At 60.6% G+C, this 21,387-nt stretch carries 26 protein-coding genes and 2 pseudogenes; 14 read left to right on the top strand and 14 right to left on the bottom strand.

Translation table 11 applies throughout. From position 1 onward, the window contains the following. Nucleotides 1-43: 43 nt before the first annotated feature. The 3 genes from BLL52_RS09720 to msrA all read right to left on the bottom strand — a co-directional run bounded on the left by BLL52_RS09720 (nt 44) and on the right by msrA (nt 3,044). Complete coding sequence (locus BLL52_RS09720) at nt 44-715, bottom strand: ABC transporter ATP-binding protein (RefSeq protein ID WP_241839104.1); 672 nt, start codon at nt 713-715, stop codon at nt 44-46. A 91-nt stretch (nt 716-806) separates the two neighbouring features. Beyond that, nucleotides 807-2,252 (bottom strand): coniferyl aldehyde dehydrogenase, encoded by a 1,446-nt coding sequence (locus BLL52_RS09715; RefSeq protein ID WP_075586480.1) that lies wholly within the window; start codon nt 2,250-2,252, stop codon nt 807-809. Between the two features lie 63 nt (nt 2,253-2,315). Beyond that, complete coding sequence (msrA, locus tag BLL52_RS09710; RefSeq protein ID WP_139313360.1) at nt 2,316-3,044, bottom strand: peptide-methionine (S)-S-oxide reductase MsrA; 729 nt, start codon at nt 3,042-3,044, stop codon at nt 2,316-2,318. Nucleotides 3,045-3,280: 236 nt separating this feature from the next. On the opposite strand from msrA, the gene BLL52_RS09705 reads away from it, so the two are divergent. The 5 genes from BLL52_RS09705 to BLL52_RS09685 all read left to right on the top strand — a co-directional run bounded on the left by BLL52_RS09705 (nt 3,281) and on the right by BLL52_RS09685 (nt 7,537). Next, the gene (locus tag BLL52_RS09705; RefSeq protein WP_075587171.1) at nt 3,281-3,730 is read left to right on the top strand and encodes a DUF3429 domain-containing protein; all 450 of its coding nucleotides are present in this window, start codon (nt 3,281-3,283) and stop codon (nt 3,728-3,730) included. Between the two features lie 28 nt (nt 3,731-3,758). After that, the gene (locus tag BLL52_RS09700) at nt 3,759-3,971 is read left to right on the top strand and encodes a hypothetical protein (RefSeq protein WP_075586479.1); all 213 of its coding nucleotides are present in this window, start codon (nt 3,759-3,761) and stop codon (nt 3,969-3,971) included. Nucleotides 3,972-3,984: 13 nt separating this feature from the next. Next, nucleotides 3,985-5,661: a cryptochrome/deoxyribodipyrimidine photo-lyase family protein gene (locus BLL52_RS09695; protein ID WP_075586478.1), complete on the top strand. Its 1,677-nt coding sequence runs from the start codon at nt 3,985-3,987 to the stop codon at nt 5,659-5,661. 12 nt (nt 5,662-5,673) lie between these two features. Beyond that, a complete protein-coding gene (locus BLL52_RS09690) occupies nt 5,674-5,823 on the top strand; it encodes a DUF2256 domain-containing protein (RefSeq protein WP_075586477.1) in 150 nt (49 codons plus the stop codon). A 73-nt stretch (nt 5,824-5,896) separates the two neighbouring features. Then, a complete protein-coding gene (locus BLL52_RS09685) occupies nt 5,897-7,537 on the top strand; it encodes a cryptochrome/photolyase family protein (protein WP_075586476.1) in 1,641 nt (546 codons plus the stop codon). Nucleotides 7,538-7,613: 76 nt separating this feature from the next. Here the strand turns inward: BLL52_RS09685 and BLL52_RS09680 are convergent, their stop codons facing one another. Next, nucleotides 7,614-7,901, bottom strand: a complete 288-nt coding sequence (locus BLL52_RS09680) for a VF530 family protein (protein ID WP_075586475.1) — start codon at nt 7,899-7,901, stop codon at nt 7,614-7,616. A gap of 77 nt (nt 7,902-7,978) precedes the next feature. Here BLL52_RS09680 and BLL52_RS09675 point away from each other — a divergent pair, with 77 nt between their 5' ends. Further along, entirely contained in the window at nt 7,979-9,103 is a 1,125-nt protein-coding gene (locus BLL52_RS09675; protein ID WP_075587170.1) for a GGDEF domain-containing protein, read from the top strand. Here BLL52_RS09675 and BLL52_RS09670 read toward each other — a convergent pair. From BLL52_RS09670 to BLL52_RS09655, 4 genes and pseudogenes are all read right to left on the bottom strand, one after another. After that, nucleotides 9,072-9,716: pseudogene (locus tag BLL52_RS09670) on the bottom strand (MBL fold metallo-hydrolase); the annotation flags it as partial. The gene BLL52_RS09675 and the pseudogene BLL52_RS09670 sit on opposite strands and share 32 nt — an antisense overlap. 18 nt (nt 9,717-9,734) lie before the next feature. Then, complete coding sequence (locus tag BLL52_RS09665) at nt 9,735-10,016, bottom strand: MBL fold metallo-hydrolase (RefSeq protein ID WP_075586473.1); 282 nt, start codon at nt 10,014-10,016, stop codon at nt 9,735-9,737. A 102-nt stretch (nt 10,017-10,118) separates the two neighbouring features. Then, on the bottom strand, nt 10,119-11,117 hold the full coding sequence (locus BLL52_RS09660; protein ID WP_075586472.1) for a CapA family protein: 999 nt from the start codon (nt 11,115-11,117) through the stop codon (nt 10,119-10,121). Further along, nucleotides 11,114-11,482, bottom strand: a complete 369-nt coding sequence (locus BLL52_RS09655; protein WP_241839166.1) for a hypothetical protein — start codon at nt 11,480-11,482, stop codon at nt 11,114-11,116. Before BLL52_RS09655 ends, BLL52_RS09660 begins: the two co-directional genes overlap by 4 nt. A 99-nt stretch (nt 11,483-11,581) precedes the next feature. Here BLL52_RS09655 and mnmL point away from each other — a divergent pair, with 99 nt between their 5' ends. Then, nucleotides 11,582-12,547, top strand: a complete 966-nt coding sequence (gene mnmL / locus BLL52_RS09650; protein WP_075586471.1) for a tRNA modification radical SAM protein MnmL/YtqA — start codon at nt 11,582-11,584, stop codon at nt 12,545-12,547. Nucleotides 12,548-12,604: 57 nt separating this feature from the next. On the opposite strand, the gene BLL52_RS09645 is transcribed toward mnmL, so the two are convergent. Continuing rightward, a complete protein-coding gene (locus BLL52_RS09645) occupies nt 12,605-13,318 on the bottom strand; it encodes a YitT family protein (RefSeq protein WP_338065731.1) in 714 nt (237 codons plus the stop codon). A gap of 214 nt (nt 13,319-13,532) precedes the next feature. On the opposite strand from BLL52_RS09645, the gene BLL52_RS09640 reads away from it, so the two are divergent. From BLL52_RS09640 to BLL52_RS09620, 5 genes are all read left to right on the top strand, one after another. Continuing rightward, nucleotides 13,533-14,030: an Lrp/AsnC family transcriptional regulator gene (locus tag BLL52_RS09640; protein WP_075586470.1), complete on the top strand. Its 498-nt coding sequence runs from the start codon at nt 13,533-13,535 to the stop codon at nt 14,028-14,030. Nucleotides 14,031-14,149: 119 nt separating this feature from the next. Further along, nucleotides 14,150-15,259, top strand: coding sequence for a PDC sensor domain-containing protein (locus BLL52_RS09635; RefSeq protein WP_075586469.1), 1,110 nt, complete (start codon nt 14,150-14,152; stop codon nt 15,257-15,259). Between the two features lie 30 nt (nt 15,260-15,289). Continuing rightward, the gene (locus BLL52_RS09630; RefSeq protein ID WP_075586468.1) at nt 15,290-16,096 is read left to right on the top strand and encodes a sensor domain-containing diguanylate cyclase; all 807 of its coding nucleotides are present in this window, start codon (nt 15,290-15,292) and stop codon (nt 16,094-16,096) included. A gap of 139 nt (nt 16,097-16,235) precedes the next feature. Beyond that, entirely contained in the window at nt 16,236-16,667 is a 432-nt protein-coding gene (locus BLL52_RS09625; protein WP_075586467.1) for a c-type cytochrome, read from the top strand. Nucleotides 16,668-16,709: 42 nt separating this feature from the next. Beyond that, nucleotides 16,710-17,762, top strand: coding sequence for an SGNH/GDSL hydrolase family protein (locus BLL52_RS09620; protein ID WP_075586466.1), 1,053 nt, complete (start codon nt 16,710-16,712; stop codon nt 17,760-17,762). Here BLL52_RS09620 and BLL52_RS19965 read toward each other — a convergent pair. From BLL52_RS19965 to BLL52_RS09610, 3 genes are read right to left on the bottom strand one after another with little or no spacing between them, the layout of a single operon-like run. After that, nucleotides 17,749-17,958, bottom strand: coding sequence for a hypothetical protein (locus tag BLL52_RS19965; RefSeq protein ID WP_083633884.1), 210 nt, complete (start codon nt 17,956-17,958; stop codon nt 17,749-17,751). The genes BLL52_RS09620 and BLL52_RS19965 overlap by 14 nt on opposite strands. Before the next feature lie 19 nt (nt 17,959-17,977). Next, on the bottom strand, nt 17,978-18,295 hold the full coding sequence (locus BLL52_RS09615; protein ID WP_083633883.1) for a type II toxin-antitoxin system death-on-curing family toxin: 318 nt from the start codon (nt 18,293-18,295) through the stop codon (nt 17,978-17,980). After that, nucleotides 18,292-18,516, bottom strand: a complete 225-nt coding sequence (locus tag BLL52_RS09610; protein ID WP_075586465.1) for an AbrB/MazE/SpoVT family DNA-binding domain-containing protein — start codon at nt 18,514-18,516, stop codon at nt 18,292-18,294. Before BLL52_RS09610 ends, BLL52_RS09615 begins: the two co-directional genes overlap by 4 nt. 51 nt (nt 18,517-18,567) lie before the next feature. On the opposite strand from BLL52_RS09610, the pseudogene BLL52_RS21385 reads away from it, so the two are divergent. Next, nucleotides 18,568-18,663, top strand: a pseudogene (locus BLL52_RS21385) (urease accessory protein UreE); the annotation flags it as partial. Further along, nucleotides 18,639-18,953 (top strand): DUF1850 domain-containing protein, encoded by a 315-nt coding sequence (locus BLL52_RS09600; protein WP_083633881.1) that lies wholly within the window; start codon nt 18,639-18,641, stop codon nt 18,951-18,953. The pseudogene BLL52_RS21385 and the gene BLL52_RS09600, both read left to right, overlap by 25 nt. A 38-nt stretch (nt 18,954-18,991) precedes the next feature. On the opposite strand, the gene BLL52_RS09595 is transcribed toward BLL52_RS09600, so the two are convergent. Both BLL52_RS09595 and hemW read right to left on the bottom strand, forming a co-directional pair. Next, a complete protein-coding gene (locus BLL52_RS09595; protein ID WP_075586463.1) occupies nt 18,992-19,702 on the bottom strand; it encodes a CBS domain-containing protein in 711 nt (236 codons plus the stop codon). A 154-nt stretch (nt 19,703-19,856) separates the two neighbouring features. Further along, complete coding sequence (hemW, locus tag BLL52_RS09590; protein ID WP_075586462.1) at nt 19,857-21,095, bottom strand: radical SAM family heme chaperone HemW; 1,239 nt, start codon at nt 21,093-21,095, stop codon at nt 19,857-19,859. Between the last annotated feature and the right edge of the window lie 292 nt (nt 21,096-21,387).

Below are 21,387 nucleotides of genomic sequence, written 5' to 3'. Positions count from 1 at the left end.
GCTAGAGGCATATAAAGGCCTCAATCACGGCGGGCAAAACGCGTTAGGCATCCAAATCAATCACCAGCGCCAGCGGCACGTCGTCCAGCGACTCGTAATGCGCTACTACCCAGGCGCGCTCGCGCTGCTGCGCGGCTTGGGCCAACTGCTGCTGGACGAAGCGGATAGAGGGCTTGTCGAGCGCGGCAAAAGGCTCGTCGAGCAATGTCAGCTTGGCTCCAGCGGCAAAAGCACCCGCCAGCCAGACCTTGCGTTTGCCGCCGGTAGACAGCATGTACAGCGGCTTGGTCAGGTGCTCGGTCAGTGACAGGCCATCCAGCAAGGCCTGGAGCTCTGGCGCGTTGGCTGGCAAAAAAGCCGGGTAGCGTTTGCGCTGCTGCTCAAAATACGCCAGCGCAGTGAGCGCATCAAAAGCCTGGGACGCGCTTTCTTGCCAGTACACCTGGGAGCGGTAGGCCAGCGGCTGGTCTTGTGCGCTGGTGCCCTGCAGTTGCAGGCTGCCGGTGCTGGCCGACAGGTCGCCTGCCAGCAGGCGCAGCAGGGTGGTTTTGCCACTGCCGTCAGACCCCAGCAGCAGCGTCACGCCGCCCGGAATCTGCGCCCCAAAAGCTTCAAACAAAACCTGCTGCGGATAAGCAAAACCCAGCCCAGCCACCCTTAAAACCGCATCAGCGGGCGCGCAGGCAGGTGAACTTGGCGACATCATGGTTGGCATATTTACTCTTATTTTTATAGCTATTAGCGCTTTGAATATAAGGGCTAGAGGCCATTTTCTTCTATAAATCCAAATCGGACATGCTTTGATGCTAACGGATCAAAAAGCGCAGTACCCAATCGGCCAATTTGCCATACGGCGGAAAGAGGAATTTGAGGCTGGAAAAACGGGTCTGATAAAACACCGGGCGCAGCTTGGAAAAGGTCTCAAAACCCTCGCGCGCGTGGTAGTGGCCCATGCCGGAGTCGCCCACGCCACCAAACGGCAGATCGTGCTGGCCCACATGAAACAGCGCGTCGTTCACCGACACACCGCCGCTCATCACATGGTCAATCAAGTGCTGCACCTTGGTCGCGTCATAGCTGAACGGGTAAATGGCCAGCGGGCGCGGCCCGGCGTTGATGCTGGTGACGACGTCGTCGAGCTGGTCATAGGTGCGCAGCGGCAGGATCGGGCCAAAAATCTCGCGCTGTAGCAGCAGGCTCTGTGGCGGCGCGTTCAGCACCATGTGCGGCGCGATTTTGCGGCTGGCGCGGTCAAACGCCAGGCCGTCCATCAGGCTGATCACCTGTGCGCCACGGCTGCGCGCATCGTCCAGGGCCACCAGCAGGCGCTCAAAGGCGCGCTGGTCAATGATGGCGGTGTAGTCGGGCGAGCTCAAACTTGGGTAGCGCTTGGCCACCAACGCGCGCGCCAGGGTAACGAACGCGTCCACCTTCGCGGCGGGCAGCCAGGCATGGTCCACCGTGGTGCAGATCTGCCCGGCGTTGAGCAGTTTCACAAACATGATGCGCTCGGCGGCCAGTGGCAGCGGGAAGTCGTCACAGACGATGGCGGGTGCCTTGCCGCCTAACTCCAGGGTGACCGGGCACAGGTTCTGCGCGGCGGCGACCATCACTGCTTTGCCGGTCTGGCCGCTGCCGGTGAACAGCAGATGGTCAAACTTGAGTTTGGAAAATGCCACGCCCACGCCGCCAGTTTCATCGAAAAACTGCAGCTTTTCCGGGGGGAGGTAGGCGGGCATGTGCTCAATGAGGTAGGCCGCCAGATGGCGCGAGTTCTCGCTCATCTTCACCATGGCGCGGTTGCCAGCGGCAAAGATATAGCTCAGCGGCACCATGCTCAGGTTCAGCGGAAAGTTCCACGGCACGATCACCCCCACCACGCCCAGCGGCTGCGGAATGACCCGGTTGCTGGCACCCAGAAAGCTGCGCCAGTCCAGGCCCCGGCGTTGCACACGCATCCAGCCACGCAGGTGACTGATGATGTGGTCAATGCCGTCCACCGCCGGAAACACTTCAGCCAGCAAGGTCTCGTGGCGGGAGCGGTGGCCGTAGTCGGCACTGATGGCGGCCACCAGAGCATCTTGGTGCTCGCGGATAAAACGCTGCAGCGTGCGCAGGTCTTTTTTGCGCTCGTCCAGGCTGGGCACCGGGTGCGCCAGGTAAGCCTGGCGCTGCAGGGCCAGCGCATCTTCGAGTTGGCTGGTGGGTGGGAGTTCGGTGTGCATCATGTTGCCTTGCAGTTTAGGCCGCACAGCCCGCCAAGGGAGCGCCGCTTGCCTGGTTTGAACGCGACCCTCTAACCGCTGTTTTTCCCGCTACTTGCCCGCCAAGTCGCCCCACAGGCTGCTCAGGCGCGCATCACGCCCGCAGCTGGTGCGGTAAAACTTGTAGCGCAGAGCGTTCTTTTTGTAATAGTCCTGGTGGTAGTCTTCAGCGGGATAAAAGGCGCTGGCAGGCAGGATCTGCGTGACCACCGGCTCTTTGAACGGCTTGGTCTTGTCCAGCGCCGCTTTGGAGGCCTGGGCCTGGGCGAGTTGCTCGGTATTCACCGCAAAGATGGCGCTGCGGTAAGACGTGCCACGGTCGCAAAACTGGCGGTCTTCAGTGGTGGGGTCAATGGTGTGCCAAAAACGGTCAACCAGTTGGCGATAGCTCACCTTGGCCGGGTCAAACACAATTTTCACCGCTTCGGCATGACCAGTGGTGTCGCTTGACACGGTTTCATAAGTGGGGTTGGCGGTTTTACCGCCGGTGTAGCCTGAGGTGGTGGAAATCACCCCCGGCACCGGGTCAAAGTCAGACTCCACACACCAGAAGCACCCCCCGGCAAAGATCGCCACCGCCTGGCCGACTGGTGCGGCCACACCGCTGGGCAGCGGTGCCTGGGCGTTGGCCCGCCCCCCCGCCAGCACCGCAGCGCCAAATATCAGCAAGGCGCCAAGCGCCCGCAAGGTGGTTCGGCGCAGGTCGCGCAGGGCGGATGAATGAGCGTGTAAATAGTCGGATGAATGGGAGCGCAGAACGGCGGCTGAAGTGGGTTTCATAGCATGTCCATGGGGCTGGCCGTCACGGTGCAGACGACATCTTGGTTTCAGAAGATACCTGTTTGCGCCTGCGCAGCGGTTTGCGCTGCCAAAAAAGCCATGAAAAAACCGCGGGCATGCGCTGGCTTTGCTCGCCAAGTATTCACCGGGGCAACGGCTTTCAGACACAATTCGGCCGATCAACCGCACTTTTTCACCCCGCTTATTTCACCCAGCCCACCTTACTTTTGACGCGAATGACTTCCTCACCCACCAGCCCCACCGTCGTTGCCTGGCTAGGCTACGGCGGGCTGATTCCGTTCCTCGCGCTGGCCGGCGCCAGTTGGTTGGACCCTGCGCACAGTGCCACCTGGGTGCCAGGCCTGCTCGCTTATGGCGCAGTGATACTGAGCTTTGTCGGCGCACTGCATTGGGCCTTTGCCATGACGCACCCGCAGCTGCAGGGCGTGCCGAGCCACCCGCTGTATCTTTGGAGCGTCGTGCCCTCACTGCTGGGTTGGGCGGCGCTGATGCTGGTGCCTAAAGCCGGTGCCATCCTGTTGATTGCCGGGCTGCTGGCGCACTACCGACAAGACCTGCGCCTGGCGCGGATGATTGAGTTGCCCGTCTGGTACTTGCCGCTACGCCTGCGTTTGAGCGTGGTGGCCTGCTTATGCCTGGCGGTGGTTTTTTTCACTGCTGGTTAAAACCCGCGTAGACCCCAAGGAGCACACCATGACCACTGACACACGCTGCTGCGGCACGGGCACCTGCCTGATCAATGCCGAAGGCCTTTGCTGGTGCGGCCAGCGCTGGAACGGCAACAATATGCTGCCGCCGGATTCCGAGTCAAATCGGCTTCCAGCCCTTGTAGAGAAAGGGCTGGAAGCTGCAGAAATAGCAGCAAACCCGTCCCCTGACGCGCCATCTGACACGGCTCGCCGTTGAGCTAATTCAAGGCATGGGTTACAGCCTGGTCTGGTTCAAACGCGATTTGCGCCTGCACGACCATGCCGCCTTGCAAGCCGCTGCCGCGCAGGGGCCGGTGCTGTGTCTGTATGTGATCGAGCCCAGCCTGTGGACACAGCCTGATGCAGCACGCCAGCACTACGAATTTATTCTGGAGAGCCTGCGCGAACTGGCACACGCGCTGATAACCCTGGGCGGCCGCCTGCAAGTGCGCACCGGCGAGGTGACCGACGTTTTGGCGCAGTTACACACGCTGGCAAATTTTGAGCGGCTGTTTTCACACGAAGAAACCGGCAACGCGGTCACCTTTGAGCGCGACAAGGCGGTAGCCCGCTGGTGCCGCGCACAAAGTGTGAGCTGGCAGGAGTTCCCGCAGTTTGGCGTGGTGCGCCGGTTGACCAGCCGCAACCACTGGCAAAGCCATTGGGCGTCTCACACGCAAGCGCCGCAACTCCCCTGTCCCCAGCCCGAAAATTCCGCTTTCAAATCATTCGTTTCTAGGACAGACGCCGCAGGCAGTGCTGTCGCACGACAAGGCGAAGCAACAACGATGATTTGGGAGCGCAATAAGCTGCAGTTTCAACCCAGCCCGTGGCCCGCGCAAGCAGTGCCCAGCGCGCAAGAGCTGGGGCTGGCTGCGTTTGAGCCGCCGGATCGCCAGCGCGGTGGGCGCAGCGCCGGGCTTGCGGTGCTGGAGAGTTTTCTTAACGACCGTTGCCGCCACTACCGGGGCGGCATCTCGTCACCGCTGTCGGCCCCCAGCGCCTGCTCACGCCTGTCGCCCTACCTGAGCTTTGGCGCGTTAAGCCTGCGCGAAGTGGTGCAAGCCACGGATGCCAAATTACTACAACTTAAAGAGCGCTCTGCCTATGCTGCAAAAGGGCTAGAGGCATTTTTGAGCCGATTGCACTGGCATTGCCACTTTATCCAGAAGCTGGAAAGTGAACCCGAGCTGGCGTGGCGCAACCTGCACCGGGGTTACGACGGCCTGCGCGAGCCCGACTGGAACCCGGCGCATTTTGAAGCACTCACCCAAGGGCGCACCGGCTGGCCGATGGTGGATGCCTGCGTCGCCATGCTGCGCGAGACCGGCTGGCTGAACTTTCGCATGCGCGCCATGCTGGTCTCGGTGGCGGCTTACCCGCTGTGGCTGCACTGGCAGCTGGTGGGGCAATGGCTGGCGCGCCAGTTTCTGGACTATGAGCCCGGCATCCACTGGAGCCAGATGCAAATGCAAAGCGGCACCACCGGCATCAACACCACGCGTGTCTACAACCCCGTCAAGCAAGCGCAAGACCATGACCCACAAGGTTTTTTTGTGCGCCGCTGGTGCCCGGCCCTGCGCCGCGTGCCTGACAGCTGGCTGCTGGAGCCCTGGCGCATGCCCGAGAGCGTGCAGGCCGCCTGCGGTGTGCGTGTGAGCGCCGACGCACCAGCGGGTGCGCCTGATGCGTGGCCGCTGCCGCCCGTCGACCTAGAGAGAGCAACCCGCGTAGCCAAAGACCGCCTGCACAGCCTGCGCCGCCGCCCCGAAGTGCGCGCCGCCAAGGCGGCCATCGTAGAAAAACATGGCTCGCGCAAGGGGCGTGACGGCCAACCGGCGAGCACGCGTCGGCTAGCACCCGCCTCTGCTGCCGCCAGCGCGCAACTCAGTTTCGGCTTTGAGTGAGATCACGGTCCCATGAAAATGCGCAAAAAATCCGAGTTGCCGAGCAAAATCTGCCTCACCTGCGGCAAGCCTTTTGCCTGGCGAAAAAAGTGGGCGCGCGACTGGGACAACGTCAAATACTGCTCGGAGCGCTGCCGTCGTGCTGCCAAACCCGTGCCATGAGCACGCTCAATGACTGGTTCCGCAACGACCCGCGACTGCCATTCCCGGCAGCTTCGGCTGAACGTATAAGCGCATGAACGCCACCCCAACCCACCTGACTGCGCACACCCTGCGCCTGATCCTGGGCGACCAGCTCAATCCGCAGCACAGCTGGTTTGCCACAGTGCGCTCCGAGGTGGTGTATGTGCTGATGGAAATCCGTCAGGAAACCGACTACGTGCTGCACCACGCGCAAAAAATCATCGCCATCTTTGCCGGCATGCGCGAACTGGCGCGCCAGCTCGCCGAGGCTGGCCATCGGGTGCACTATCTGAGCATCAACGACCCGGCCAACACACAAAGCCTGACTGACAACCTGAGCGTGCTGATCGCCCATTTCCAAGTACAAGTGTTCGAGTACCAGGACCCCGATGAATTCAGGCTGGATCAGCAGTTACAAGCCTTTTTGGCAAAACCCCAAGTCCAGGCAAAACCCCAAGTCCAGGCAAAACCCCAAGTCCAGGCAAAACCCCAAGTACAAACCTCTAGCCCCTGTGGAATAAGCGCAGGTAGCTCTCAAGTTGATAGTGAGCATTTCTACACCCAGCGCCACGAAGCCGCCGAGCTGTTTGCCAACCGCAAGCAGTGGCTGATGGAAACCTTCTACCGCCACCTGCGCAAACGCCACCATGTGCTGATGGACGCGGCGGGCAAACCCGCTGGCGGCCAGTGGAACTTTGATGCAGACAACCGCAAGCCCTGGAAAGGCACGCCACCCGAGCCGCCCGACTTGCGTCCAGAGCATGACCACAGCGCGCTGTGGGCCAGCATTCAGGCGGCTGGCGTCAACAGCTTTGGCGAGCCCAGAGCAACGCAATCACGCTGGCCGATCAACCGCGCTGAAGCCCTGCAACAGCTGGAGCACTTCATCACCCACGCGCTGCCGCACTTTGGCGACTTTCAGGACGCGATGAGCCGCAAAGCCTGGCGGCTGTTCCACTCGCTGCTCTCTTTTTCTCTCAATGTGAAGATGCTTAAATCCCAAGAAGTGGTGCAGCGGGTCGAAGCCGAGTGGCGCGCAGGCCGGGTAGCGCTGGCCGCTGCCGAGGGCTTTATCCGCCAGATCATTGGCTGGCGCGAGTATGTGCGGGGCATTTACTGGGCGCAGATGCCGGGCTACGACGAACACAACTACTTTGACCACACCACGCCGCTACCCAAGTGGTTTTGGAGCGGCGACACGCGCATGAACTGCCTGGCCGCCAGCATCACCACCTCGCTACACAACGCCCACGCGCATCACATTCAGCGCCTCATGGTGATTGGCAACTTTGCCCTGCTGGCGGGGCTGGATGTGCCAGCCTTGCACCGCTGGTATCTGGGCGTCTACATCGATGCGTTTGAGTGGGTGGAACTGCCCAACACCCTGGGCATGAGCCAGTTTGCCGACGGCGGCCTGCTGGCCACCAAACCCTATGTGAGCAGCGCCGCCTACATTGACCGCATGAGCGACTACTGCAAAGGCTGCGCCTATGACAAAAAACAGCGCCTGGGGGACGTTGCCTGCCCGTTCAATGCGCTGTACTGGGACTTTTACCTGCGCAACGCAGACAAACTCAAAAACAACCCGCGCATTGGCATGGCCTACCAGCAACTCGCCCGCATGGATGATTCAGCGCTGGCGGCATTGCGGCTGCGCGCCAACCAGATCCGTGGGCAGCTTGACACGCTTTGACTATCAAATAGGCCTCTAGCCCTTATCCATAAAGCGCCTGTAGCTATGTTTAGCGCAGCAACTTAAATGCAGAAAATCAGCGACCCCGGCGTTGCTCGCGCAGCATAAACAGGTAAAGCCCTTCGACCTTCTCACGCGCCCAGGGCGTTTTGCGCAAGAACTTCAGGCTCGACGGCACGCTGGGGTCCAGGGCAAAACAGCGCACCGGAATGCGTGCGCTGAGCCCGTCCCACCCATAAAAGTCGGACAGTGCGGTGACCATGGCTTGCAGCGTCACACCATGCAGCGGGTTGCGGGGCTGCGCCGCAGGGCTTGGTTGAGGCGGGGCGGGTGCGTCAGGTGGCGGGGAAGATGGTTCAGTCATAGCAACATTTTGACCTGACTTGGTGCAACAATGACTGCCTTAAGGTGCAAGAAAACACATAAGAGAAGGTGGATGCGATGCAAGCATTTCGTTGGGATACCGTTTTTTTGACCGGCCTGCCGACCGTTGATGAGCAACACCATTACCTGGTGGACTGCATTAACCAGTTCGGCGATGCACTGATGCGCCCAACTGGTGCCAGCAGGGCCGAGGTCGAGTCACTTTTTCAAGAGCTTAAGCGCTATACGCTGTATCACTTCCAGGAAGAAGAAGCGCTGATGGTGCAGCGCGGCGTGTACCCCAGCCATATCGCACGCCACCGCAAAGAACACGCCCAGTTTTTGCAGGACATCGTCGACATGCACACCCGCATGATGGGCGACGACCGAGATGGCGGCCACGCGCTGCTGAGCTTTCTGAGCAACTGGCTGGCCTACCACATTCTGGGTACCGACCGGCTCATGACCTGGCTGATGCAAGCCGCACAAGACGGCAAGTCGGCCGAAGAAGCGCTGGAAGCCTTCAAAAAAACCCGCGACCCCGCCACCGCCACCTTGCTGCAAGCCATGAGCCAGCTGGTGATCCAGGTGTCCGAGCGCAGCCGCGCCCTGTTTAATTTGAATCAGACCCTGGAGGCCCGTGTGGCCGAGCGCACGCAAGCGCTGTCTGACCTGAATCAGCGCCTGGAAACGATCGCCATGACCGACGTGCTGACCGGCCTGCCCAACCGCCGCCAGGCCATGCTGGTGCTGGAGCGCGAATGGCAGGCGGCTACCCAAAGTGGCGCGCCTCTGGCCTGCATGATGATTGACGCTGACGGCTTCAAAAAGATCAACGACACCTGCGGTCACGATGCGGGTGATGCGGTGCTGCGCCAACTGGCGCACAGCCTGCAAGAGGCGGTGCGCAACGACGATCTGGTTTGCCGCCTGGGCGGCGACGAGTTTTTGATCATCTGCGCCCACACGCCACTGGAGGGCGCCCTGCGGCTAGCCGAGAAGGTGCGCCATGAGGTGGATGACTTGCGCGTGCCTGCGGGCAGCGGCACCTGGACTGGTAGCGTCAGCATTGGCGTGGCGGCCCGCCAGAGCGACATGACCAACTTCGAGGCCCTGCTTAAAGCGGCCGACGAAGGTGTTTATGTCGCCAAGGGCCGGGGGCGCAACTGTGTCAGCAGCGTTCAAAGCGCCAAACGGGGTTGAGCCCTCTGGCAGTTGGCGCTATTTTTGCTGCAGGCTGTCTTTCTCTGCGTTCAGGTCTTTGCACGTTGGCCTCGGCCGTGGCCATCTTTTCGGACAGGTAAGTGAGGTAGCGGCGCGTCAGGGTGAGGTCTTTGTCAGGCGCATAAGACACGGCGCCGTGGCCCGGAATCGCCACTTTGGGTGGGGTCTCGGACCTGCGGTCCAGCGCCTTGAGCCAGAGATTGGGGCCAGCCTCACCGACAAACGGCACCCGGCCAGTGAAGAACAGGTCACCGGCAAGCAGCAAGCCAAGCTCCTGCACACGCATCATCATGTCGTCTGGCGCGTGTGCGCCCAAGCCATCAATCAGCGTGAAGCTGTAGCGCCCGGGCATGAAGGTCTCGTTTTGCGTGGGGCTGATCTTGGCTGGTCGCGTTGCCAGCATCAGGTGGGTGTATTCGCTGACCCAAGGAAACAAGTCTTGGCGGCGCTGCTCCAGGCGGCGGGTGGTGTTTTCACCGTTGTACACCGCCACCGAGTTGGGGTGCGCAATGATCTCTACACCCGGCCCGGCAAACGACTGCACGCCATAAAAATGCTCAGGGTGGTCGTGCGATACCACCACGATTTTGACCTTTTCACCACTGGCCGCTTAGATGAGCTGACGCATTTTCGCCGCCAGCGCAGGTGTGCCTAGCGTGTCAAACACCACTAACCCCTCACCCGTGGCCACTGCCCCGGCGTTGGAAATGAATTCGGCGTTGGCTGAGCTGGCTGCACCCGACTGGCCCTGAACAAAGTAAATGTCTTTGCCGACTTTTTGCAGCTCCATCGGCGCCAAGCCATCAAGCGCGGCTGCGCTGGCCCAAGCGCACAGTCCCAACCCCAGAACCACAACACCAGCACGCAGGCTTTGTCGAATCAGTTGCAGCATGAGAACTCCCGTTAAGCGAAGTGGGGTAGTGTGCCTCCAGGCTAAAACGCCCACCAGCGGTGAAAACCATCGCTTTATACGGAATCACTGAAATAACCGGTCTTATTCCGTTGTGGCACACAGCTGGAGCGCACCCTGCCCCCGCTGCCAACATGCGCTGGTCGCGGTGCGGTCCAGGCTGGGAATGCCTTCCATATTGATCGCGGCCACGCGGGTATCGAAAGCGCGCACGCCGTCTTTGTCAAGCTGCAGGCGCAGCAGCCAGCCCTGGCGTTGGCGGGCGTTGTCGGTTTCTTTCATGACGAAGTTGCCCACGCTGTAGATGATCGGTTTGCCATGGTAAGGCTCAATCTCCTGCGTCACATGCGGGTGTCCGCCAATCACCGCATCGGCACCCGCGTCGATCATCAGGTGCGCCAGTTGGCGCTGGCGTGGGGTGGAAGTGAGCTCGTTTTCCCAACCCCAGTGCATCACTGGAATGACCACATCAGCCTTGTAAAAGCTGCGCGCTTTTTTGATGTCGGCGACCACTTGCTCGTCTTCACTCCAGGCCACGCCGGGCGCGTTGTAATCGGCCTCAAAACTGCGGGGCATGAACTCGCTGTAGCCCAGCAAGGCGATGCGCAGCCCCTTGCGCTCGATGATCAACGGGGTATGCGCCTCAGACAAGTTGTGGCCAGCGCCAAACTGGCCCAGCTGTGACTGCTTCAACAAACCCAGCATCTCGGCAAAGGCCTCACGGCCAAAGTCGCCTGAGTGGTTGTTGGCCAGCGCCAGCGCGTCAAAGTGGCGCTTGAGCACCGCCAGCGTGCGCGGGTGCGCCCGAAAGGTGTAGATCTTGTCACCCGCCGTGCCGGTGGTGGCCACCACACATTCCAGGTTGGCCAGGCGAATGTCGGCATTGCCAAATGTCCCGGCAAAGTCGGCGAACGGGTCGTCACCCGCACGGATCATCTCGCCCGCGGCGTCGTCCAGCACAATGTCGCCGGCAAACACCAGGCTCACTGGCGCGGTGTTGTCTGCCGCAAAACCAGCGGCGCAGCCCGCCAGCAAGACACCCGCCAGAATGCAGTGGCGCAGTGACAACCGGGTGCGGCTCATGGTTGCACCCCTTGCAGCGTGCAGCTGTAGATCAGTTCACGCTCCAGCGCACCGCCGTAAAGATGCTGCTCGCCGGTCAGCGGATGCGGCGTCGTAGCGGCTGGAAACGGGGGCCGATAAATCGCCTCTTGCAGCAGCAGCGGCTGCTTTTGGGCATCCAGATAGGCGTAGAGCTTGACGTAGTCCACCCTGTTGCCCTCACCCACCATCACCGGCTTGAACCAGAAACGCCCGCCAATATCAATGGACTGCACCGGGTACGGGTCAGCCACCGGACCCGTCTCAATGACCTGCGTGCTGCCAGCGTAGGTCACCTCGCAGTGCAATAGCAAGTTGGCTTGCGCCAGGGGCGTGAGCAGAAGCACAGTCAGCAAGAAGGTGATGGTTTTTTTTGGGGGTAGACAGACAAGCATGCCTAGCATTGTCGGCAAATCCTCGGAAACGCGTCATCGACAATCGGCAGCATGACTTTATCTGTGCCATCCCCATTGGGCGAACGCCGCTACCGCGCGTGGAATGAACATATTAAAGCCCGCTACGGAGGTCGGGTGCAAAAGGTGTCGGTGTTGGGCGGCTTCACCTGCCCCAACCGCGACGGGCTGCTGAGTAAGGGTGGCTGCACGTTTTGCAACAACGACAGTTTCACGCCGAGCTATCTTGAGGCAAACCAGACCATCACCGCGCAGCTTGATGAGGGGCTGGAATTTTTGCGTCGGCGCTACCCCGGCACACCGCACTACCTGGCTTACTTTCAAAGCTACAGCAACACCTATGGCGACATCGAGCGACTGCGCGCCTGCTATGACGAAGCGCTGGCGCACCCAGCCATCAACGGCCTGGCCATCGGCACCCGGCCCGACTGCCTGCCAGACCAGGTGCTGGACTACTTGGTAGATCTCTCACACAGCCACATCATCGAGTTGGAAATTGGCGTGGAGTCTTGCAACGACACGGCACTGGCGCGGGTGAACCGCGGCCACACTTTTGCCACCAGCGTCGATGCGATTGAGCGGGCGGCGGCGCGTGGTCTGGAAGTCACTGCGCATCTATTGCTGGGGCTTCCGGGCGAATCGGTTCAGAGCATGCTTGACGGCGCACGACTGTTGTCTGCCCTGCCGATCCACGCACTCAAACTCCATCAACTGCAGGTGGTGCGCGGCACGCTGCTGGCGCGCGACTGGCAGCGCAACCCGGACTCGGTGCCGCTGCTGGGTGAGGAAGACTGCATCAGCCTGCTGGCGGACTTCATTGAGCGCCTGTCACCGCGCATCTGGCTGCAGCGCGTGGGCAGCGAGGTGCCACCCTCGCAAAAGCTGGCGCCCGCGTGGAACCTGCGTCTGTTTGAGTTGGCGCCACGCATCACGGCCGAACTAGAACGCCGTGGCACTTGGCAGGGATCCCGCTACCAAGCCACCATCAACGCTCTATAAATAATAGCTATTGGCGCTTGTAATGATTGGGTTAGAGGCACTTTTTACATATAAACGTCACAGCGCCACGTAACGCTCTTTGCGGTGGTTGGTGGCCAGCGTCTGGTTCAGCATCACCGCGCCCAGCACCGACAGCGCCACATGCTGCCAGTCCAGCACGGCAAAGGAGCCGAGCAGCACGACGGCGTCCATCGCCATCTGCACCCGCCCGGCGGGCCAGCCATATCGATCGTGCAGAAACAGCGCCAGCACATTGAAGCCACCCAGGCTGGCCCGGTGGCGAAACAGCATCAAAATGCCCACCCCCATCAGCAGCCCGCCCATCACCGCAGTGAACAGCGGCGACAGCACGCCAAAGCTGACCCACTTGGGCAGCAGCGTGACCAAACCCGACAGCAGCCCCACGGCCAACACCGTCTTGAGCGTGAAGACACGCCCCATGCGCCGCCAAGCCAGCACGTAAAACGGCACATTCACCAGAAACAGCGCCGCGCCAAAGTTCCAGCCCAGCGTGTAGTGAATCAAAAAGGCCAGCCCGGTGGTGCCGCCGGTCAGCAAGCCGGTGTTGCCAAACATCAACACACCAAACGCCACAAACAAGGTGCCGGTGAACAGCGCCTGCACGTCTTCAAAAGGCTGGTGACGTGGCGCAACCAGGCTACTGCCACTTTCCAAACGGCTGGCGGCTGGCAGTGGCTGGGTAGCCTCGGCTGCGCCAATAGCAGCGGGCGCGGTGGCCAGACAAGAGGTGTTGATCGGCATGGTGTTCATAGGGGTTTCAAGGTGTCAATGCGTTTCCAGATCCGTCGCATCCAGGCGCAAAGCCGCAGGCAGTGCTGTCACACGACAAGGCGAAGCATCAACGACAAGGATGCGTTGGTAATGGCATCAGGTAAAAAATAGCTGATATGAATGGTAGCCAGAAGCACCTGCAACAGGTTTGCAATTTGTTGGGCATTTGGGTTCCAACCTGCATAATTCATGCATGAATAAAACAGTTATCGATGATTCATTGCTTGATAAATTCGACATAGCGCTTTTGGCCGCACTGCAGCAAGACGCCAGTGCCACCCACCAGCAGCTCGGCGAGGCGGTGCATCTGTCGCCCTCGCAAGTGAGCCGTCGCGTGGCGCGTCTGCAGGCCAGCGGCATCATTCGACGCACCGTGGCGCTGCTGGACCCGGCGCGCATCGGACTGGGTGTGCGCGCCATCTGCTATGTGACGTTGGCACGCCACGGTGATGTCGAGGGCATTGCCTTCGAACGTGAGATTGCTGGCTTTGCCGAGGTGCTGGAATGCTTTGCGGTCACCGGCGAGTCGGACTACATCCTGCAAATCGTGGCGGCCAGCCTGCAGGACCTGTCGGAGTCAGTGCTGCGCCGTCTGGCACGCATCAAAGTGGTCCACAGCGTTCGCTCCAACATCGTGTTGCAGAGCATCAAAAGCAGCACCGTGCTGCCATTGGCTCAGATCGAACGCTAAAAGCGGCGCATTAGGCACCAGCCCCTAACGCTGCGCCCGAGCCGCACGCCAGTCGACCCTGTCTCTTGCTATGCCGTTCTGTAAAGACTATGCTTTGCTCAGCGCCCCGATGGAGACTGATGGCCTCTGACTTTCACCCCCCTGCGTTGCACAAGAGCAAGAACTTGGGCCAGTGGCTTTTGCTTGGCGTGGTGTTGCTCACCCTCGGGGTCGTTATGGCGGGAGGTCAGTGGCGCGATTACGTCGCCGCGAGCGATGCCGAACGCGCACGGTTGCGGACCCAAGTCAGGGTGCTTGATGAGTCGCTGACCGCCCAAATTCAGTCCGCAGACGCTGCCCTGCGCACCATGCTGCAAAGCATGGTGCGCTGGCGCGGGCCCAACGGCTATTTGCCGTTCGCCCACGAGCACCTGCAACGCGTGGCCCACATGATGCCGGGCACGCGCACTTTTGCGGTCACCGACTCCAATGGCATCTGCCAGCTCTCGAACCGCACCGAGTTGCTGGGACAGGATTTTTCCAGCCGCGACTACTTCAAGCAGGCTGCTGCTGACAAGACAGGCGCCCTGCTGCACATTGCACCGCCGTTTCAAAGCGTTTTGAACGTCTGGTCGGTCACCCTGTCACGCACCATCGTGCGACCTAACGGTGAATTCGGTGGTGTGGTGACGGCCACGCTGTCGCCGGTCTACTTTGAGGCGCTGATGAAAAATCTGCAATATGCGCCGGACTTGCGAACCACACTGGTGCACGACCAGGGGCAGGTCTATGTCACCTCCCTACCCAATCTGCCTTTTCAACAGGGAAACCGGCTCACGACACGTTCTTTTTTAAATGACCATCTGGCCAGTAACCTGCCAGAGAGTGACGTTGTCGGCCCAGGAGTCAGCGGCAAGCCCACGATGGCCGTGACGCGCACCGTAAATTTGCAAGGCCTGCACGCCACCCATAGCTTTGTGGCCGTGGCCTCGCGGGAGACCAGCGCGATTTACGCATCCTGGCGCGCCATGTGCATCGCCCTTGTGTCGATCTGGCTGGCCATGGCGGCGCTGTCGAGTTGGGGGCTGCTGCGCCACCAGCGCAGCGGGACGCGCTTGGCCGCCAAGGTGGCAGCAGCACGACAGGCCCTGCGGTTGAGCCATCAGCGGTTTGAACAACTGGCGCAAACTATTCCCTGCATGTTGTTTCACTTTGACGTGACTGACCAGAACCACCCTGGGTTGACCTAAGTCGGCCCCTATAGCCAGACACTGCTCGGCGTGGCGCCCGAAGTGCTGATGGCAGACTACACCTTGTTGTTCCGGATGGTGCATCCTGAGGATCGCGCCGGATTAATCACCGTTTTTCAGGATGCCATCTCTAAACGCCAAGACTACGACCATGAGTTCCGGCTAACTACAGACACGGGCGAGCAGCGATGGCTCAAGACCACCGCCACGTCGGTAGCATTGCAAAACAACCCCGACGTCACCCATTTGAGTGGTTTTTTGTTTGACATCACCGAGAACAAAACCCGGCAACTGCAGTTGAAGCAAATGGCTTACCAAGACCCGCTAACGCAGGCGGACAACCGGCGCATCTTCATGGAAAAGCTTAAGAACGAACTGGCGCGCGTGGAGCGTTATGGTGAGGAAGCAGCACTGCTGATGCTGGACATTGACTTTTTCAAACGCGTCAACGACACCTACGGACACGTGGTGGGCGATACAGTGCTCAAACATCTGGTGGCGGTGCTGTACGAAGGTTTGCGCGGCGTGGACTCTCTGGGGCGACTCGGCGGCGAAGAATTTGCCGTGCTGCTGCCGGGCACCAGCCATGAGGCCGCCGTGCAACTGGCTGAGCGCCTGCGCCTGGCGGTGCAGGCCAGCCCGGCCCTTCAAGCGGGACAAACGGTGCCTTTCACCATCAGTTTGGGCGTAGCGTCTATCACCGCTGATGTGACCGACGTGAAGACGGCGCTGCATTTGGCCGACAAAGCCATGTACCGCGCCAAACAGACCGGGCGCAACCGCGTATGTACCGCAGATGAAGCACCACCCACCACCTTGCAAGGCTCACTTGACTGACCCAGCATTGAAAGCCAGTCAGTAGCCGCGCAGCAGATTCCACTACCAGGAGATCATCATCACCCAAATCAAACCCTTATCTGGCAAACGCTTCTGGCCGGTAAGCGCCGGGATCGCGGCCCTGAGCGCAGCCCTGATCTTGGCGGGTTGCGCGGTAGAACTGAAAAACAAACAACCCGCGCAAGAACTGGCGCAGGAGGTCCAGCCGGCCGGCTCTGTGTACACCGGCTGGCGTGTGTTTCAAGACCGTTGCGCCGCCTGCCACGGCCCGAATGCGCTGGGCACCGCCAAAGCGCCTGACTTGCTGCCCAAAGTGCGCGAGATGAGTGAGCGCCGTTTTGTCGGCCTGGTGCTCAAACGCTATGACTGGAATTTAGCCCCCCACCAACCGCGCCCGGACGGTGCCGCACTGGATCAACTGGTGGGCCAGATCATGCAACGCCAAGGCCCGGTGGTAATCATGCCCGCCTGGCAAGGCGAACCGCGTGTGACCGCGCGCATCACCGATCTGTTTGCCTACCTGTCAGCGCGCTCACAGGACCAGCAGGGGCTGGGGCGACCAGTGCCGTAGAGTATTTTTCACGTGCTTTCCCGATAAAAAACAGGAGACAACATGACACGATTCTTCCAAAAACTACTGCTTGCCCTGTCCGTGGCGCTGATGCTGGCGCTCGACGCGCATGCCAGCCTAACGACGCTTAATCAGCTCTTTGTCTTTGGCGATTCACTCTCGGATGGGGGGAACTACAGCGGGCCAGGCGCTTTTCCGCCCTACCCCTTCGCCGACACCCGCTATTCCAACGGTCCAACCGCGGTGGAGTACCTCTGGCAGGCCTATCACTCGGGTGACACCACCTTCAAACCGTCCAACTTTGGCGGCACCAACTATGCGCTGGGTGGCGCTACCAGCGGCAGCTTGAATTACAACGCGAACGCTCTCAATCCAAGCGTGCCAGACGCTCTGAAAACCTTTTTTGCTGACCAAGGGGGCGTGGCCAGCCAGGTGAGCAAATTCACGACTGATTTCAGAGGAAGCATCGTGCCGGACGAGTCGCTCTTCGTGATCTGGGCCTTTCCCAATGACGTGTTTTCAAACGCGTTGCTTGGCGCCGCTGGCCTTTCACCCAAAGAGTTGATCACCACCGGCGTCACCAACATCGTAGGCGCTGTTCAACAGCTATCGGGTAAAGGCGCAACCAACTTCCTGATCCCCAACATGCCTGACCTCGGCAAAACCCCTGCTTTTTCTGGGGACCCTAGCCTTAGCGCCAATGTGTCGGGCCTGACGGTGGCGTTTAACACCGCTCTGGCTGGCGCCTTGACTGCTCTGGACCAGGGCATGAACGAAGTGAGCATCACGCAGTTCGACACCTTTGGCGCGCTCAACGCAATCATTGCCGATAAGGAACTCTTTGGTTTCACCAACGTGACGCAACAGTGTGTGGCCAACCTCCAAAATGGCCGCTGCAACGACCCCAACACCTGGCTGTTCTGGGACGGCGTGCACCCAACGACCGCCGGGCATACCATTCTGGGCGCTCAGTTCGCCGCAGCTATTCCTGAGCCCGACAGCCTGTGGCTGGTGGCGCTGGCTCTGATGCTGCTGACTGTCCGCGGGCAGTTACATCGGCGCCGCTGGGCACAGCGAGGCATCAACACCCGTTAGCCTGAAACAAGTGGCCGTCGCGTGCAACTGATGCGCTGCCCGGCGGCTTGGGCGTATCTGGTGCCAGCGGGTCGATCAAGCTGCTGTTTAGACACTCAAAGGCCATAGCGGCAGCGGCGGTGCGGGTTTGCACCTCAAGTTCGGCTTCAGCGCGCTTGAATGTGAGCGCGAATCCAGGCGGCGAAAGCGGCTGCATCAATGTCACCCGAGGCGACCTAGAGCATGACCAGCGTTGCATCTGACTGTTTAGCGCGCAATCGGTAGCCGATGATCGCCAGAAAAAAGCCTACCGCCAGAAAAGCTACTCGCTTGTTTGCGTCCACAAACGCATGGTTCTTGGCCAGCCCCAGACCATAGGCCGGCGCCAGCCGCGCGGCGTCGGGCTGTTCATAAAGTGACACATTCAGCGGCCTGGCCAACGCCGAATCAAGCAAACCCTCGTCACGCAGACCGCTGGCACCCCCTTGTTCTGCCAGACTTTCTTCTTGCAGCAGCAGGAGCACTCGCCGATCAATCCACTTCAAGGCGCTCAATTGGCCAATTGATGAAAGGTGTCACGAAAATCATGCATGAACTCACGACCGAGCTTGAGTTGCTCCTCCATGTCGGGCGCATAGGGACTTAAATTCACGCCATAAACGGCCTCGGACAGAAAAACTGTGTCCCCCTTGACTAACTTGAGTTTTGACAACCCCTCTTTGGGCAAAATCACGCCCACTGAGTTGCCAATTTGGGTGAGTTTGAGTGCGGTCATTTTGGTCCCCGGTAAGTTATAACAATTGTTACTGTTGACCAGAATGCATAAGCCGCGCAAGCTGTGCTAAAGATCACGCCCTGCCTTGATTACGGCACACCACTTGATTTCATTCGCGCCGCATACCACCTGGGCAATCGGCATCTGCTGATGAAGTCCACGCACCCACCCAGGTCGGCCAGACACCCACCCTGCACATCGTGCGTGCGCGCATTCGGGGCTCCGCTGCGGGCATGAAGCCCCCTGCTGACGCGGTGCTGCGCAACGGTTGGTTCGAATACACCCCAACGCCCAGCCTGGTTTCCGAACTGCGCCTGACCCGCTCAGAGTTCACCGCAGATTACGACTGGTGCAACGCTGGCGGCTATCAGCCAATGTCGAACTTCATAGCTGCCAGCGCAGACACGACAAGGGCTAGAGCGTGTTTTGGCAAGTAATTTCACGAACGGACTACCAGATACGCACCGGGGTCGGTTCACCCCCACAAATCCAGCGGTGGCTCGGTCACCACCGCGCGCAGAATGTCCGAGCGGGCAATAAACCCGGCCAACATGCCCTGATCGTCCACCACTGGCAAGCCGGGCAGGCCGCTGTCCAGCAGCACCCGGGCCACGCGGCGGATGTCCGTCTCTGGCGCCACACTGGGCACCGGGGTGACCATGATCTCGGTGACGTTTTGCAGCGTGAACGCGCGCCACGCCAGCGCATGGCTGTCTGGTGAGGGCAGCCGCTCGGGTTTGAGCAGGTCTGCACGCGTGAGCAGGCCTACCAAATGCCCCTGTTCGTCCACCACAGGTGCCTGACCCACCGCCTTTTCGCTCAAAATCTGCCACGCTTGGAGCACCGTGGCGGTGTCCTTGAGGCTGATGATCTGCTTACTCATCAGATCCTGGACCTGTGTTAGCGGTCGGCGGTCAAGGCTTCCCAGTTGCGTGTCGGTATAGGCAGACAACGGGGATTTGCGGGCCTCGTCTGCGGCGCCGCCGCGGCTGCTGCTGCTGCTGCTGCCCGAGTTGGCCTCAGACTCGACAAAGGCGCCAAACGACTCGGCCAGCCGATCGCGCCCCTCTTTGGCAACCGGCAACAGGTTGCGGGTGCGGGGGAGCGCGCTGACACCGCCCACCTGGCGCAGTTGCTCCAGGCTGCCGCGAAACAGTCGCCCTTGCATGCCATAAACCGAAAACATGGTGATTTGCCTCCTGCGTCAATATGCCGGACTGCCGCTTTTGCGGGCGATCCGGCTGTCAAACGATAGCGCCTGCCATCGCCAGCGTCAATCTGGTTCGTTAACTGCTATATCGACCCAAGTCAGCTGCGACTTGATGCGCAGCGTCGTCTTCTTAGGCGCCAGGCAGAAACATGGCCTGCAAATCGTTCAAAAAGTCAAAGCCGCGTGCGGTGGGCCTGGCATGGGTCAGGTCGCAGAGCACCAAGCCGCGCTGCTGCGCCTGCTGTAGCGTGCGGGCAATGGCGCTAATGGGCAGCCCGGTGCGCTCGGTAAAGCGTTGCAGCTCAAACCCGTCGGCCAGTCGCAAGGCATTGAGCATGAACTCAAACGGCAAGTCGATTCGGCTCACCTCGTGCTCCTGGGCGATGGCGCTGCCCACTGCGGCCTGCGCCATGTAGCGAGTGGGGTCGCGCAGGCGCACCTGGCGCAGCACCCGATGCGCAAAACTGAGCTTGCTGTGCGCGCCCGCGCCAATGCCCAGATAGTCGCCAAACTGCCAGTAGTTCAGGTTGTGTGCGCAGACGTGACCTGGTCTGGCGTAGGCGGATACCTCGTAGCGTTGCAGACCGTGCTGCGCAGACAGGTCGGTGATCAGGTCGAGCATCTCGGCCACCATGTCGTCGTCTACGGCGGCTGGTGGGAACTTGGCAAAAGCGGTGTTGGGCTCGATGGTCAGCTGGTAGATCGACAGGTGCGGTGGCTGGAACGACAAGGCGGTGGCCACATCAGCGCGCAAATCGTCAAGCGACTGGCCCGGCAGGGCGTACATCAGGTCGAGGTTGAAGGTATCGAAATAGAGAGCAGCTTCCGCAAGCGCTGCAAGGGCTTGCGCACGATTATGCACACGACCAAGAGTCTGAAGATGGTCGTCATTGAAGCTCTGGACGCCCACTGACAGGCGCGTCACCCCGGCTGCACGAAAGGCTTTGAAACGGTTTGTCTCGAAGGTGCCGGGGTTGGCTTCCAGCGTGATCTCGCAATCCGGCGCCAACCGCAAGCGGGCACGCAACGCGGCGAGCAGCTGATCAATCGCCTGCGGTGAAAACAGGCTGGGCGTGCCCCCGCCGATAAAAATGCTTTTCACACTGCGGCCCCAGATCAGCGGCAGCGCCGCTTCCAGGTCGGCGATCAGTGCGTTGATGTAGGTTTGCTCGGGCAGGTCTGTGGCACGCAGTTCATGCGAGTTGAAGTCGCAGTAGGGGCACTTTTTTAGACACCACGGCAGGTGCACATACAGCGACAACGGCGGCAGGCTGGCCAGTTGCAGGGTGCCGGGGCGCAAGTAGTGTTGAATGTCGCGCGGCTGCACCGGCTCATCGGGGGTGCTGGGCTCTGGGAGAATGGGGATCATTTGTTCGGTTGATGTGTTTCAGGAGCACTGTCGGGATGCGTTATTCGAGGCGTTTTTCGAGGTGCTATTGGCAAGCGCTGCGCGGTAGCCGGTAGGGGCGCCCGCCTCATACTGGGGTACCAGAAATCGGCGGTCACCCCTACCGACTTCCACGCCGATGTGGTGGATCGCCGTCGCTTGTTGGCCCGATACCGAAAGCCCGTTTGCTAGCCTATCGACGGTTTGCCCTGTCTGACCTGTCTGACCTGTCTGACCTGTCTGACCTGTTGGACTGGCTGGACTTGCGTGAGCG

It is taken from the genome of Rhodoferax antarcticus ANT.BR, from assembly GCF_001938565.1.
In the GTDB taxonomy this organism is placed as follows: Bacteria; Pseudomonadota; Gammaproteobacteria; order Burkholderiales; family Burkholderiaceae_C; genus Rhodoferax; species Rhodoferax antarcticus.
Note: the sequence above shows the minus strand (reverse complement) of the source record. Positions and strands in the feature narration are given on the sequence as shown.

What these genes read in the sequence shown, in the direction of transcription:
- BLL52_RS09695 (WP_075586478.1), top strand. Translation starts at nt 3,985, where the DNA reads ATGGGTTACAGCCTGGTCTGGTTCAAACGCGATTTGCGCCTGCACGAC.
- hemW (WP_075586462.1), bottom strand. Translation starts at nt 21,095, where the DNA reads ATGATCCCCATTCTCCCAGAGCCCAGCACCCCCGATGAGCCGGTGCAG.
- BLL52_RS09675 (WP_075587170.1), top strand. Translation starts at nt 7,979, where the DNA reads ATGCAAGCATTTCGTTGGGATACCGTTTTTTTGACCGGCCTGCCGACC.
- BLL52_RS09645 (WP_338065731.1), bottom strand. Translation starts at nt 13,318, where the DNA reads ATGAACACCATGCCGATCAACACCTCTTGTCTGGCCACCGCGCCCGCT.
- BLL52_RS09680 (WP_075586475.1), bottom strand. Translation starts at nt 7,901, where the DNA reads ATGACTGAACCATCTTCCCCGCCACCTGACGCACCCGCCCCGCCTCAA.
- BLL52_RS09700 (WP_075586479.1), top strand. Translation starts at nt 3,759, where the DNA reads ATGACCACTGACACACGCTGCTGCGGCACGGGCACCTGCCTGATCAAT.
- BLL52_RS09595 (WP_075586463.1), bottom strand. Translation starts at nt 19,702, where the DNA reads ATGTTTTCGGTTTATGGCATGCAAGGGCGACTGTTTCGCGGCAGCCTG.
- BLL52_RS09635 (WP_075586469.1), top strand. Translation starts at nt 14,150, where the DNA reads ATGGCCTCTGACTTTCACCCCCCTGCGTTGCACAAGAGCAAGAACTTG.
- BLL52_RS09620 (WP_075586466.1), top strand. Translation starts at nt 16,710, where the DNA reads ATGACACGATTCTTCCAAAAACTACTGCTTGCCCTGTCCGTGGCGCTG.
- BLL52_RS09660 (WP_075586472.1), bottom strand. Translation starts at nt 11,117, where the DNA reads ATGAGCCGCACCCGGTTGTCACTGCGCCACTGCATTCTGGCGGGTGTC.
- BLL52_RS19965 (WP_083633884.1), bottom strand. Translation starts at nt 17,958, where the DNA reads ATGCAGCCGCTTTCGCCGCCTGGATTCGCGCTCACATTCAAGCGCGCT.
- msrA (WP_139313360.1), bottom strand. Translation starts at nt 3,044, where the DNA reads ATGAAACCCACTTCAGCCGCCGTTCTGCGCTCCCATTCATCCGACTAT.
- BLL52_RS09705 (WP_075587171.1), top strand. Translation starts at nt 3,281, where the DNA reads ATGACTTCCTCACCCACCAGCCCCACCGTCGTTGCCTGGCTAGGCTAC.
- BLL52_RS09685 (WP_075586476.1), top strand. Translation starts at nt 5,897, where the DNA reads ATGAACGCCACCCCAACCCACCTGACTGCGCACACCCTGCGCCTGATC.
- mnmL (WP_075586471.1), top strand. Translation starts at nt 11,582, where the DNA reads ATGACTTTATCTGTGCCATCCCCATTGGGCGAACGCCGCTACCGCGCG.
- BLL52_RS09640 (WP_075586470.1), top strand. Translation starts at nt 13,533, where the DNA reads ATGAATAAAACAGTTATCGATGATTCATTGCTTGATAAATTCGACATA.
- BLL52_RS09690 (WP_075586477.1), top strand. Translation starts at nt 5,674, where the DNA reads ATGAAAATGCGCAAAAAATCCGAGTTGCCGAGCAAAATCTGCCTCACC.
- BLL52_RS09720 (WP_241839104.1), bottom strand. Translation starts at nt 715, where the DNA reads ATGCCAACCATGATGTCGCCAAGTTCACCTGCCTGCGCGCCCGCTGAT.
- BLL52_RS09610 (WP_075586465.1), bottom strand. Translation starts at nt 18,516, where the DNA reads ATGACCGCACTCAAACTCACCCAAATTGGCAACTCAGTGGGCGTGATT.
- BLL52_RS09665 (WP_075586473.1), bottom strand. Translation starts at nt 10,016, where the DNA reads ATGCTGCAACTGATTCGACAAAGCCTGCGTGCTGGTGTTGTGGTTCTG.